This window comes from Pseudomonas agarici, from assembly GCF_900109755.1.
In the GTDB taxonomy this organism is placed as follows: domain Bacteria; phylum Pseudomonadota; class Gammaproteobacteria; order Pseudomonadales; family Pseudomonadaceae; genus Aquipseudomonas; species Aquipseudomonas agarici.
In genome coordinates this window covers 303188-315739 of record NZ_FOAR01000002.1, presented here as the reverse complement: position 1 = coordinate 315739, position 12552 = coordinate 303188, and the positions used below count along the sequence as shown (strand labels likewise).

At 60.0% G+C, this 12552-nt stretch carries 10 protein-coding genes and 1 pseudogene; 3 read left to right on the top strand and 8 right to left on the bottom strand.

Going from position 1 to position 12552, the window contains the following annotated elements:
* Window positions 1-24: 24 nt before the first annotated feature.
* From BMX68_RS03130 to BMX68_RS03110, 5 genes are read right to left on the bottom strand one after another with little or no spacing between them, the layout of a single operon-like run.
* A complete protein-coding gene (locus BMX68_RS03130) occupies window positions 25-297 on the bottom strand; it encodes a DUF2160 domain-containing protein (RefSeq protein ID WP_017134093.1) in 273 nt (90 codons plus the stop codon).
* A gap of 11 nt (window positions 298-308) precedes the next feature.
* The gene (locus tag BMX68_RS03125) at window positions 309-1109 is read right to left on the bottom strand and encodes a carbohydrate ABC transporter permease (protein ID WP_017134094.1); all 801 of its coding nucleotides are present in this window, start codon (window positions 1107-1109) and stop codon (window positions 309-311) included.
* Window positions 1110-1117: 8 nt separating this feature from the next.
* Window positions 1118-1984 (bottom strand): carbohydrate ABC transporter permease, encoded by an 867-nt coding sequence (locus BMX68_RS03120; RefSeq protein ID WP_017134095.1) that lies wholly within the window; start codon window positions 1982-1984, stop codon window positions 1118-1120.
* Window positions 1981-3078 carry an ABC transporter ATP-binding protein gene (locus tag BMX68_RS03115; protein WP_017134096.1) on the bottom strand — a complete coding sequence of 366 codons (1098 nt, stop codon included), beginning with the start codon at window positions 3076-3078 and terminating at the stop codon, window positions 1981-1983. The genes BMX68_RS03120 and BMX68_RS03115 overlap by 4 nt, the downstream gene beginning before the upstream one ends.
* Window positions 3078-4172 carry an ABC transporter ATP-binding protein gene (locus BMX68_RS03110; protein WP_017134097.1) on the bottom strand — a complete coding sequence of 365 codons (1095 nt, stop codon included), beginning with the start codon at window positions 4170-4172 and terminating at the stop codon, window positions 3078-3080. Before BMX68_RS03110 ends, BMX68_RS03115 begins: the two co-directional genes overlap by 1 nt.
* 293 nt (window positions 4173-4465) lie before the next feature.
* Between BMX68_RS03110 and BMX68_RS03105 the strand changes: the two genes are divergently transcribed.
* Window positions 4466-6307 (top strand): sigma-54-dependent Fis family transcriptional regulator, encoded by a 1842-nt coding sequence (locus BMX68_RS03105; protein WP_017134098.1) that lies wholly within the window; start codon window positions 4466-4468, stop codon window positions 6305-6307.
* A gap of 65 nt (window positions 6308-6372) precedes the next feature.
* Here BMX68_RS03105 and cysS read toward each other — a convergent pair whose 3' ends face one another.
* Both cysS and BMX68_RS03095 read right to left on the bottom strand, forming a co-directional pair.
* On the bottom strand, window positions 6373-7755 hold the full coding sequence (gene cysS, locus BMX68_RS03100; protein ID WP_017134099.1) for a cysteine--tRNA ligase: 1383 nt from the start codon (window positions 7753-7755) through the stop codon (window positions 6373-6375).
* A 17-nt stretch (window positions 7756-7772) separates the two neighbouring features.
* Window positions 7773-9470, bottom strand: a complete 1698-nt coding sequence (locus BMX68_RS03095) for a glutamine--tRNA ligase/YqeY domain fusion protein (protein WP_017134100.1) — start codon at window positions 9468-9470, stop codon at window positions 7773-7775.
* Window positions 9471-9714: 244 nt separating this feature from the next.
* Here BMX68_RS03095 and BMX68_RS03090 point away from each other — a divergent pair, with 244 nt between their 5' ends.
* Both BMX68_RS03090 and BMX68_RS03085 read left to right on the top strand, forming a co-directional pair.
* Complete coding sequence (locus tag BMX68_RS03090) at window positions 9715-10218, top strand: peptidylprolyl isomerase (protein ID WP_017134101.1); 504 nt, start codon at window positions 9715-9717, stop codon at window positions 10216-10218.
* Window positions 10215-10949 carry a UDP-2,3-diacylglucosamine diphosphatase gene (locus tag BMX68_RS03085; protein WP_017134102.1) on the top strand — a complete coding sequence of 245 codons (735 nt, stop codon included), beginning with the start codon at window positions 10215-10217 and terminating at the stop codon, window positions 10947-10949. Before BMX68_RS03090 ends, BMX68_RS03085 begins: the two co-directional genes overlap by 4 nt.
* Window positions 10950-11006: 57 nt before the next feature.
* Here the strand turns inward: BMX68_RS03085 and BMX68_RS03080 are convergent.
* A pseudogene (locus BMX68_RS03080) lies at window positions 11007-12541 on the bottom strand (DHA2 family efflux MFS transporter permease subunit).
* Window positions 12542-12552: the final 11 nt, after the last annotated feature.

The following is a 12552-nucleotide window of genomic DNA, read 5'->3' as shown; positions in this document are numbered from 1 at the left end:
GAAACCAGTCGCCGTGCTTGCCGGCTAACCCCAACGCATCACCACCCACAGCCATGCCAAGGCCAGCAACGACCCGATCCACAGGCTCCAGTCGGTGACACCGATGACCAGCAAATGCAGGAAGGCGCTGAGCAGGAGCCCGATAAACAAACGATCGCCACGACCGGTGGTGATCGGCAGAAAACCTCGCCGCTCGATACACGGTGAACGCAGTTCCCAGACCGTCATGCCGATCAGCAGCAACGCGATAGCGCCGAAGAAGGTAGCGGTCAGTGGGGTCCAGGCCATCCAATCCATCATGCGACTCCTCAGACCCGACCGAGGGCGAAGCCCTTGACCACATGGTTGCGAACAAACCAGATCACCAGCACGCCGGGCAGGATAGTCAGCACGCCCGCCGCCGCCAGCACCCCCCAATCAATTCCCGAGGCCGACACCGTGCGGGTCATCACCGCCGCAATGGGCTTGGCATTGACCGACGTCAGGGTGCGCGCCAGCAACAATTCGACCCAAGAAAACATGAAGCAGAAAAAAGCCGTCACACCGATCCCCGAGCCAATCAGCGGGACAAAGATTTTTACGAAGAATTTGGCAAAGCTGTAGCCGTCGATATAGGCGGTTTCGTCGATTTCCTTCGGCACACCGGACATGAAGCCCTCCAATATCCACACCGCCAGGGGCACATTGAACAGGCAATGCGCCAGGGCCACGGCAATCGGCGTATCGAACAGGCCGATGGACGAATACAACTGGAAGAACGGCAACAGGAACACCGCCGGCGGCGCCATACGGTTGGTCAACAACCAGAAGAACAGATGCTTGTCGCCGAGAAACCGATAGCGTGAGAACGCATAGGCCGCTGGCAGCGCCACGGTCAGGGAAATCACTGTGTTGAGGCTGACGTAGTACAACGAGTTGATATAGCCGCTGTACCAGCTTGGGTCAGTGAAAATCACCCGATAGTTCGCCAAGGTGAAATCGCGCGGAAACAGAGTCAGCCCGCCGAGGATCTCGGTATTGCTCTTGAACGACATGTTCAGCAGCCAGTAAATGGGTACCAGCAGGAACAGGATGTAGATCAGCAAGGGAACCAGCTTGCGTGCGTTCATGACAAACCTCAGCGCTTGGCATCGGCGTGGGTCATGGCGGTATAGAACAACCAGGACACCAACAGGATGATCAGGAAGTACACCAGCGAAAACGCCGCCGCCGGTCCCAGGTCGAATTGGCCGATAGCCATCTGAGTCAGGGTCTGGCTGAGGAAGGTGGTGGCATTGCCCGGCCCGCCGCCTGTCAGCACGAAGGGTTCGGTGTAGATCATGAAACTGTCCATGAAGCGCAGCATCACCGCGATCAACAACACGCTCTTCATCTTCGGCAGTTGGATATATCGGAACACCGCCCAGGCCGAGGCCCGGTCGATGCGCGCCGCCTGGTAATAGACATCCGGAATCGCCCGCAGCCCCGAGTAGCAGAGCAATGCCACCAGCGACGTCCAGTGCCAGACATCCATCACCAGGACCGTGACCCAGGCGTCCATGGTGTTGGCCGCATAGTTGTAGTTCAAACCCAGGGCATTGAGGGTCCAGCCCAGCAGCCCGATATCCGCCCTGCCAAAGATCTGCCAGATGGTCCCCACCACGTTCCACGGGATCAGCAGCGGAATCGCCAGCACGATCAGCACCAGCGAGGACCAGCGCCCCTTGGTCGGCATGGTCAGGGCGATGGCGATACCCAGCGGAATCTCGATCGCCAGCACACAGGCTGAATAGATGAACTGGCGCAGCAGCGAATCGTGCAGGCGTGGGTCCCGTAGCACCTGCCGATACCAGTCGGCACCGACAAAGTAGCGACTGGACTGGTCGAAGATGTCCTGTACCGAATAGTTGACCACCGTCATCATCGGCACCACCGCACTGAACGCCACCAGCAGGAAAACCGGCAATACCAGCCACCAGGCCTTGTTGTTGCGCACCTTGTTCATGGGTTGACCTCCAACAGCCGATCATCGGCATAGACCATCAACCATTGCGCCGGGAAACTGATCCAGGCCTTGCCTTGCGGCACCGGTTTGTCTTCCTGCAGGCGGACCTTGAGCATCTGGCCATCCAGGTCGAGGGTCATGATCTTGTAGGTTCCAAGATCCTCGATATGTCGGACTTGGGCACACAACGCTTCCTCGTAAGCCTCATCCCAGACACGCACGAACTCGGGGCGAATGCCGACTTGCAGGCGGCGCCAACCACCGGCGGCAATCCGCTGCCGCAAGGCTTCGGACAACTCCAGATGGGTATTGGCAAAACCGACGCCACCGAGCCTGGGCTGCACGTCGATCAGGTTCATCCCAGGGCTGCCGATGAAATAGCCGACAAAGGTATGGCTGGGCCGCTCGAACAACTCCCGTGGCGTGCCGAACTGGACGATCTGCCCGCCATACATCACGGCGATCTTGTCGGCAAAGGTCGAAGCCTCCAATTGGTCGTGGGTCACGTAGACCATGGTGATATTGAATTGCTCGTGGATCTGCTTGAGCTTGCGTCGCAGCTTCCACTTCAAGTGCGGGTCGATCACCGTCAGCGGTTCGTCGAAGAGAATCGCCGAGACATCGTCGCGTACCAGCCCACGCCCCATCGAAACCTTCTGCTTTTCATCGGCACTCAGGTTGCTGGCCTTGCGTTGCAACAGCGGTTGCAGGTCGAGCACCTCGGCAATTTCCTGAACCTTGCTCAACACCCGCGACTCGGCCATGCCCTGGTTGCGCAGGGGAAAGGCCAGGTTGTCGAACACCGTCATGGTGTCGTAGACCACCGGGAACTGGAACACCTGGGCAATGTTGCGTTTTTCCGGGCTCAGTGCATTGACCACCGTGCTGTCGAACAGCACCTGCCCCTGTGAAGGGCTGAGCAGCCCGGAAATGATATTGAGCAGGGTCGACTTGCCACACCCCGATGGCCCCAGCAGCGCATAGGCGCCGCCCTGCTCCCAGATATGGTTCATCTCATGAATGGCATAATCCTCAGCACCGGCCGGGCTCTGGCTGTAACTGTGGGCCAGGTTGCGCAACTGAATTCGCGCCATCAGGCAACCCTCGCCACACGTCGACCCGGCGCCTGGAGCAGTTGACCCTGCCCGTCGAACACAAAGAGTTTGTGGGTCGGGATGTAGATACGGATCGACGCATCGACATCGTAGGCATGTACCCCAGGCAAATGCAGCACCAGTTGGAACTGTTCGTTGCGCACGTGGAGAAAGGTCTCCGAACCACTGATTTCCGCGAGCTCCACGGTCACCGCCAGCTCCAGGTCGTCATCGTTGCTCGGCACCAGGCGGATATGGCTTGGCCGTACACCGAAACGGAATTCACCTTCGCCAACCGGACGCAGGTCGACGTTCAGCGGAAAATGCACGAAGTTGGCGAAACTGACCTCATTGCCGAGAATCCGCCCCGGCATCAGGTTGATCGGCGGCTCGGAAAACAGTTGCGCCGCTAGCACCGTCCGCGGCTGGTGATAGACCGCAGGCGTGCTATCGCTCTGGATGATCCGTCCCTCATGGACGATGGTGGTGGTGCCGCCCAGGGCCAGGGCCTCGTTGGGCTCGGTGGTGGCATACACGGCGATAGTGTGGCGTGCCTTGAACAGCTCACGCATTTCCTGGCGCAACTCTTCGCGCAGCTTGTAGTCGAGGTTGACCAGCGGCTCGTCGAACAAGATCAACTCGGCATCCTTGACCAGTGCCCTGGCCATCGCCGTGCGTTGTTGCTGACCGCCGGAAAGCTCCAGCGGATGACGTTGCAGGAACTTCTCGATACGCAGCATTTGCGCGGTTTCCAGCACCTTGGCCTGGATCTGCTGCGCCGGCATCCGCGCCTGGCGCAGCGGCGAGGCAATGTTCTCGAACACCGTCATGGTCGGGTAGTTGATGAACTGCTGGTACACCATCGATACGTTGCGCAAACGTACCGCGCGCCCGGTGACATCCACGCCATTCATCAGCACCCGCCCGCCGTCTGGCTTGTCCAGGCCGGCCATCAGGCGCATAAGACTGGTCTTGCCGGACAGCGTGCGCCCCAACAGGACATTGAAGGACCCAGGTTCGAAACTCAGGCTCGCCTCGTCGATCCAGACCTGGCCCTCGACTACACGGCTGACGCGCTCCAGCGTTAAAGACATGGCTCGACCTTTTATTATTGAAATCAAATGCCACACATCGCTCAACCGACAGAGCGACATCCGTGCCAGAAACGCAAAACACTGCGCAACCCCTCGGACCAGAGCCTCGGACAGTGAAGAACGAAGGCTATAGCGGGCTCACGACTGAACAGAAATGAACAACCCTGAGTGAACAGATGAACACTTCGAGCGTTGACAATGAACACAAGTGAACAACACTAAACGAATGCTTGTTTGGCTCGATTGCGCCCGCCCACAACAAAAACAATAAAGCACCCAGGAGATCGACAGCCATGGCCGTTGCCCCTCTCAGTCACGACACCATCATCCAGGACTCCTGGAGCCGCTGCCGCCGCTTCGGGCTGAGCCACCAGTGTGCGCCGGCGTTCGATCAGTTGCCGGCCCACGAGGTCGCGCAACTGATCGACAGCCAACAGGCACTGGTGCAGACCACCCATCAGGAAGTGCTGCCGTACTACGAGAACATCCTCAGTAATTCCAACTGCCTGATCATGCTCGCTGACAATCAGGGCCAGATCCTCACTTCCTGGGGCACCCAGCGGTTTATCGAGCCCAAGCTACAACGTGGCTTCAGCGCCGGGGCAAGCTGGATGGAGCGCTGCACCGGCACCAACGCCATCGGCACCGCCCTGGCCTGCGGGCAGGCGGTGCATATCGAGCACGATGAACACTTCCTCAAGGCCAACCGCTTCATGACCGGCTCCGCGGCGCCGATCTTCGATGCCAGCCGGCAGGTCATTGCCGTGCTGGATGTGTCCAGCGACAGCTACCTGCCACCCTCCCACACCCTGGGCATCGTCAAGATGATGAGCCAGACGGTGGAGAACCGACTGATCCTCAATCTGTTCGAGGGCAAACAGTTCCAACTGGTGTTCAATACCGGCCTGAACAACCTCGACAGCCAGTGGGCCGGGCTGCTGATCTTCGATGACAGCGGCCAGGTGCTCTCGGCCAATCGCCGCGCGGACAACCTGCTGGGCATCCGCCTGGCACGGGTCGGCATCGATAGCCTGTTCAATGTCTCGTTGCTGGAGCTGCTCAACCAACCCGAAGGCCTGCCCTTTGCCTTGCAAGCCTCGGGGCGCAACCGCTTTCATTGCCTGCTCAAGCGGCCACAGTGCCGTCCGATCAAGCCGCGGGTATTTGCCGAAGCCAAGCCGCGAACCGAGACCACGACGGACAGATCAAGCCTCAAGGGCCTGCATTGGGGTGAAAAGCGGGTGGAGAAAGCCATACGTCAGGCGCAACGCCTGCAGGAAAAAGGCATTGCGTTGCTGATCCACGGCGAGACCGGGGTCGGTAAGGAAGTTTTCGTCAAGGCCTTGCACCAGGCTGGCTCACGCGCCATACAGCCCTTGATCGCGGTGAACTGTGCGGCCATTCCGGCGGAGTTGGTGGAGTCGGAACTGTTCGGCTACGAGAAAGGCGCCTTTACCGGGGCCAACCAGAAAGGCCATATCGGGCTGATCCGCCAAGCTGACAAGGGCACGCTGTTTCTCGATGAAATCGGCGACATGCCGCTGCCGACCCAGGCTCGCTTGCTGCGAGTATTGCAGGAACGCTGTGTGCAACCGGTGGGCGGCAGCGAGGCTTATCCGGTGGATATTCGCCTGGTTTCGGCGACCAACCGTTCGTTGCGCCAGCAGATCCAAAACGGTCTGTTTCGCGAAGACTTGTACTACCGCATCGGCGGCCTGACCCTGGAGTTGCCGCCCTTGCGCGAGCGCACCGACAAACAGGCGCTGTTTCAGCAGATTTGGGAGCGGCATCGGGAAAGCCCGCAATGGGCCGGGTTGAGCCGGGAGGTACTGGAGCTGTTCGACCGACACCCCTGGCCCGGTAACATCCGCCAGCTCGATAGCGTGATTCAGGTGGCATTGGCGATGGCCGAGGATCAGCCGATTCGCGCCGAACATCTACCGGATGATTTTTTCGTCGATCTCGGCCTGACCGGCAGGGAGTCGATCCCGTTGCAGAGCAAACCCGCGTTGGAACACGTCGATGATCTGAACCAGTTGCTCAAGGCCTCCGGCGGGAATATTTCCCATCTGGCCCGACAACTCGGGGTCAGTCGCAATACCTTGTACAAACGCCTGCGGCAACTCGAGACCTGAAGGCCCACCAGCGCCGCAAAACAGCAGCCCGCGCCCGGCGGGCTTCTGTCAATTCAAGCTAGCGCTCAGTCAGCCAGACGCCAGGTGGTACCACCCTTACCGTCTTCCAGCACCACGCCCATCGCGCTGATCTGGTCGCGAATGCGGTCGGATTCGGCCCAGTCCTTGTTGGCCCGCGCCGCCAGGCGAGCCTGGATCAGTGCTTGGACTTCAGCCGCGTCGACCCGCCCCTGGGCGCCTGCCCGCAGGAAGTCATCGGCGTCCAACTGCAAGACACCGAGCACGTTGGCCAGCTCCTTCAAGCGCGCCGCCAGAGCCGCCGCCGCATTGACATCGCTCTCGCGCAGGCGATTGATCTCGCGCACCATCTCGAACAATACCGCACAGGCTTCCGGCGTCCCGAAGTCGTCGTTCATCACCTGGGTGAAACGCTCGACAAAGGCTTCGCCGCCGGCAGCCGGCACGCTCGGCAGGCCTTTCAACGCGTGGTAGAAACGCTCCAGGGCGGCCTTGGCGTCCTTGAGGTTGTCTTGCGAATAGTTGATCGCGCTGCGGTAGTGGCTCGACACCAGCAGATAACGCACGACCTCCGGGTGATACTTGTCCAGCACATCGCGAATGGTGAAGAAGTTGTTCAACGACTTGGACATCTTCTCGCCGTTGATGCGAATCATGCCGCAATGCATCCAGGCATTAGCGTAGGTCTTGCCAGTGGCGGCCTCGCTCTGGGCGATTTCGTTTTCATGGTGCGGGAACTCAAGGTCACTGCCACCGCCATGAATGTCGAACGTCTCGCCCAGGCAGCAGGTGGACATCACCGAGCATTCGATATGCCAGCCCGGACGCCCGGCGCCCCACGGCGACTCCCAGCTCGGTTCACCCGCTTTGGCGGCTTTCCACAGGACGAAATCCAGCGGGTCTTGCTTCGCTTCGTCGACCTCGATCCGCGCACCGATGCGCAGGTCTTCGATCTTCTTGCGCGACAGCTTGCCGTAGCCCAGGAACTTGCCAACGCGGTAATACACGTCACCGTTGCCCGGCGCGTAGGCGTAGCCCTTGTCGATCAGAGTCTGGATCATGGCGTGCATGCCCGGAATGTGATCGGTGGCGCGCGGTTCCATGTCCGGCTTGAGGATGTTCAGGCGCGCCTCATCCTCGTGCATCGCGGCGATCATGCGCTCGGTCAGCGCTTGGAACGATTCGCCATTCTCCCTGGCCCGATTGATGATCTTGTCGTCGATGTCGGTGATGTTACGCACATAGGTCAGGTCATAACCGCAAAAACGCAGCCAGCGGGTCACCAGGTCGAAAGCGATCATGCTGCGACCGTGGCCCAGGTGGCAATAGTCATACACCGTCATCCCGCAGACATACAGGCGTACCTTGTTGCCATCCAGCGGCTTGAAGACTTCTTTACTCTTGGTGAGCGTGTTGTAGATGCTTAGCACAAAAGGTTCCTTAACTATCACTGACCCCAGGAGTCGCGCAGGGTCACCGTGCGGTTGAATACGAGGGCGCCAGGTTTCGAGTCCTTGATATCCGCGCAGAAGTAGCCTTCGCGCTCGAACTGGAAACGATCTTCCGGTTGTGCGTTACCCAACGAAGGTTCGGCACGACAGCCCGTGAGGATGCGCAGGGAGTCAGGGTTGATGTTGTCGAGGAAACTGGCACCGTCTTCGGCCTTCTCCGGATTCGGCGAACGAAACAGGCGGTCGTACAGACGCACTTCGCACTCGACGCTGGCCGCCGCCGGCACCCAGTGGATCACGCCCTTGACCTTGCGGCCCTCGGGGTTCTTGCCCAGGGTTTCTGGATCGTAGGAGCAACGCAGCTCGACGATATTGCCCTCGGCGTCCTTGACCGCCTCATCGGCACGGATCACATAGCTGCCGCGCAGGCGCACCTCACCGGCCGGCTCCAGGCGCTTGTAGCCCTTTGGCGGCTCCTCCATGAAATCGTCACGGTCGATATAGATCTCGCGGGCGAATGGCAACTGACGCACGCCCATGTCTTCCTTCGGGTGGCGCGGCAGTTCAAGGTTCTCGACCTGGCCTTGCGGATAGTTGGTGATGACCACTTTCAACGGGCGCAGCACGCACATGGCACGCGGCGCGCTGTGATCGAGGTCGTCACGGATGCTGAACTCCAGCATGGCGAAGTCGACCACGCCATCGGAGCGATTGGTGCCGACCATCTCGCAGAAATTGCGAATGGATTTGGGCGTGTAGCCGCGCCGGCGAAAGCCTGACAGAGTCGACATGCGCGGGTCGTCCCAACCGTTGACGTGCTTCTCGTCCACCAACTGCTTGAGCTTGCGCTTGCTGGTGATGGTGTAGTTCAGGTTCAGCCGCGAAAACTCATACTGGCGCGGCTTGCACGGCACCGACAGGTTGTCGAGGAACCACTCATAGAGTGGACGATGGCTTTCAAATTCCAGGGTGCAGACGGAATGAGTGATGCCTTCTATAGCATCCGACTGACCGTGGGTGAAGTCGTAGATCGGATAGATGCACCACTTGTCGCCGGTCTGGTGGTGGTGGGCATGACGGATGCGATAGAGGATCGGATCGCGCAGGTTCATGTTCGGCGAGGCCATGTCGATCTTCGCCCGCAGTACGCGCTCGCCATCCTTGAATTCGCCGGCTTTCATGCGGGCGAACCAGTCGAGGTTTTCTTCCACCGAACGCTCGCGGAACGGGCTGTTCTTGCCCGGTTCGGTCAGGCTGCCACGGTATTCCCTGGCTTGCTCGGGGGTCAGGTCGTCGACATAGGCCTTGCCGGCCTTGATCAACTCGACCGCCCAGTCATGCAACTGGTCGAAATACTGCGAGGCGTAGCGCACTTCACCGGCCCACTGAAAGCCCAGCCACTTGACGTCGCTTTCGATGGCATCGATGTATTCCTGGTCTTCCTTGGCCGGATTGGTGTCGTCGAAACGCAGGTGCGTGATGCCACCGAACTCCTGGGCCAGGCCGAAGTTCACACAGATCGACTTGGCGTGACCGATGTGCAAGTAGCCGTTGGGCTCGGGCGGGAAACGGGTGACGATCTGGGTGTGCTTGCCCGAATCCAGGTCGGCCTGAATAATCGGGCGCAGGAAGTTGACCGGGACAGCCGGGCCGGTCTTGGCGTTCGAAGCAGGGTCGACAGTGGGCTTGCTCATAAGATCCTTGGACGTGACAAGTGCGTGGCCCGGATAGGCCGAGTCAATCAAAGCTCCTATCATAGCCGAACCTGTCAAGCCCCTGACAGGGCCACCCGGAAAACCGCCGCTTTTAATACCGTCGATATAAAAACCCCTCGAAATGCCCGAGGAGCACGTTAAACTCCCAGGCCAGGTTGTGGCGTGAACTGTTATCGGGTTCGGCCACAGTTCCACGAATTCCCTGAATAGAGCGATAGCTACCATGACTCAAGTCAAACTGACCACCAACCACGGCGAGATCGTTCTCGAGTTGAACAAAGAGAAAGCCCCGATCACCGTAAAGAACTTCGTTGAGTACGTCAGCGCGGGCCACTACGAAAACACCGTGTTCCATCGCGTCATCGGCAACTTCATGATCCAGGGCGGCGGTTTCGAGCCGGGCATGAAGGAAAAGAAAGACAAGCGCCCAAGCATTCAGAACGAAGCCGACAACGGTCTGCCAAACGACAAGTACACCGTGGCCATGGCGCGTACCATGGAGCCGCACTCGGCCTCCGCGCAGTTCTTCATCAACGTGGCTGACAACAGCTTCCTGAACCACAGTGCCAAGACCACTCAGGGCTGGGGTTACGCGGTATTCGGCAAAGTAGTGGCCGGCAATGAGGTGGTCGACAAGATCAAGGGCGTTGCCACCACGAACAAAGCCGGCCACCAGGATGTTCCGGCAGAGGATGTGATTATCGAGAAAGCCGAGATCATTGAGTGATACTGCTGATTTCAGATTTACATCTGGAAGAGGGGCGCCCGGACATCACCCGGGCGTTTCTGGATTTCCTCGCCGGGCGCGTCCGTTCGGCACAAGCGTTGTACATCCTCGGCGACTTCTTCGAAGCCTGGATCGGCGACGATGCCATGACCCCGTTCCAACGTTCGATCTGCGCCGCGCTGCGCACGGCCAGCGAGGCTGGCACGGCGATTTTCCTGATGCACGGCAATCGCGATTTCCTGCTCGGCACGGCCTTTTGCAAGGCCGCCGGCGCCACCCTGCTCAAAGACCCGAGCGTGGTGCAGATTAATGGCGAACCGGTGCTGCTGATGCACGGTGACAGCCTGTGTACCCGTGACGAGGCCTACATGCGCCTGCGGCGCTACCTGCGCAATCCCGTTACGTTGTTTATCCTGCGACACCTGCCATTGCGCACCCGCCACAAGCTGGCGCGCAAGCTGCGCAGCGAAAGTCGCGCCCAGACCCGCATGAAGGCCAACGACATCGTTGACGTGACTCCCGAGGAAATTCCACGGATCATGCAGCAATATGGCGTGCACACGCTGATCCATGGTCATACCCACCGCCCCGCCATCCACAAACTGCAACTCGGCGCGCAAGCGGCGAAGCGCATTGTCCTGGGGGATTGGGATCGCCAGGGTTGGGCCTTGCAGGTAGATGAGCAAGGATTCCAGTTGGCGCCCTTCGATTTTACGCCACCAGCGATCTGACAACTGAATCCCGGGTGGCGAGCAGGCTTGCCCCCTTGTCACATCAGTGTCTTACCACTAATGCCCCGCCGCTGCCGGCCCGGCCTTGGCCGTGAACGGCGGCTTGGCCAGCCACACCAGCAGCATCAATCCCATGAAGCCCCAACCCAGCAGCGTGAAATAATCCACGGTCGAGAGCATGTACGCCTGGCTGGTGAGAATCTGATCCAGCCGGCCATAAGCCTGGCTGCCCGCCCCGCCAAGACTATCCAGAGCGCTGCGCGTCGCCGGATCGAACGGGCTCATGCTTTCACTCAGGTAGGCGTGGTGCTGGTCCGCCCGGCGAATCCAGATCCAGGTGGTCAGCGACGCCGCGAAACTCCCGCCGAGCGTGCGCAGGAACGTGGCCAGGCCGGCGCCGTCGGCAATCTGGTGCGGCGGTAGGTCCGACATCAGGATGCTCAAGGTCGGCATGAAGAACAGCGCCACGCCGATCCCCATGAACAACTGCACCAGAGCGATATGTTGGAAATCCACCTCGTTGGTGAAGCCCGCCCGCATAAAGCAACTCAAGCCGATGGTCAGGAACGCCAAGCCCGCCAGCAGGCGCAGGTCGACCTTGTGGGCGTACTGGCCAACAAAGGGTGACATCAGCACCGGCAGGATGCCCAGCGGCGCCACCGCCAATCCCGCCCAGGTCGCGGTGTAGCCCATCTGGGTCTGTAACCACTGGGGCTGGATCAGATTGATGCCGAAGAACCCCGCATAACCCAGGATCAGCACCAGGGTGCCGATACGGAAATTGCGGTAGGCAAACAGGCGCAAGTTGACCACCGGGTGCTGATCGGTCATTTCCCAGATCACAAAGGCCGCCAGGGCGATCAGCGAGATCACCGCACCGATAATAATGAAGTTCGACTCGAACCAATCCAGGTCGTTGCCTTTGTCGAGGATCACCTGCAATGCGCCAACACCGATGATCAGGGTTAGCAAGCCGACATAGTCCATCGGTTGGCGCTGGGTTACTACCGGTCGCGCCTTGAGCTGCTGGCGCACGACCAGGGTGGCAAAGATGCCGATCGGCACATTTATGAAGAAAATCCACGGCCAACTGTAGCTGTCGGTGATCCAGCCACCGAGAATCGGCCCGGCAATCGGCGCCACCACCGTGACCATCGCCAGCAACGCCAGGGCCATGCCGCGCCGCGCCGCGCCGGTGGATACACGGCGATCAACAGCGTCTGAGTCATCGGGTACAACGGCCCGGCCACCAGACCCTGGACGACGCGGAAGCCCACCAACTCGGGCATCGATGTGGAAATGCCACAGAGAAACGAAGCCAACACAAACAACAGCGTGGCCCAGATAAACAGTTTCACCTCGCCAAAGCGCCGGCTCAGCCAGCCGGTCAGCGGCAGGGCAATGGCGTTGCTCACGGCAAACGAGGTGATGACCCAGGTCCCCTGCTCCGAACTCACTCCCAGGTTGCCGGAAATGGTGGGCAGCGCCACATTGGCGATGGTGGTGTCGAGTACCTGCATAAAGGTCGCCAGCGACAAGCCGATGGTGCTGAGCAGCAAGCTGGGCGGAGTAAAAGAGGCGTTCGAGTTCATCGCGAATCCTT

Excerpts from the sequence above, each read along its gene's own strand:
- BMX68_RS03120 (WP_017134095.1), bottom strand. The coding sequence starts at position 1,984 with ATGAACAAGGTGCGCAACAACAAGGCCTGGTGGCTGGTATTGCCGGTT.
- BMX68_RS03090 (WP_017134101.1), top strand. The coding sequence starts at position 9,715 with ATGACTCAAGTCAAACTGACCACCAACCACGGCGAGATCGTTCTCGAG.
- BMX68_RS03130 (WP_017134093.1), bottom strand. The coding sequence starts at position 297 with ATGGATTGGATGGCCTGGACCCCACTGACCGCTACCTTCTTCGGCGCT.
- BMX68_RS03105 (WP_017134098.1), top strand. The coding sequence starts at position 4,466 with ATGGCCGTTGCCCCTCTCAGTCACGACACCATCATCCAGGACTCCTGG.
- BMX68_RS03115 (WP_017134096.1), bottom strand. The coding sequence starts at position 3,078 with ATGGCGCGAATTCAGTTGCGCAACCTGGCCCACAGTTACAGCCAGAGC.
- BMX68_RS03110 (WP_017134097.1), bottom strand. The coding sequence starts at position 4,172 with ATGTCTTTAACGCTGGAGCGCGTCAGCCGTGTAGTCGAGGGCCAGGTC.
- BMX68_RS03125 (WP_017134094.1), bottom strand. The coding sequence starts at position 1,109 with ATGAACGCACGCAAGCTGGTTCCCTTGCTGATCTACATCCTGTTCCTG.
- BMX68_RS03095 (WP_017134100.1), bottom strand. The coding sequence starts at position 9,470 with ATGAGCAAGCCCACTGTCGACCCTGCTTCGAACGCCAAGACCGGCCCG.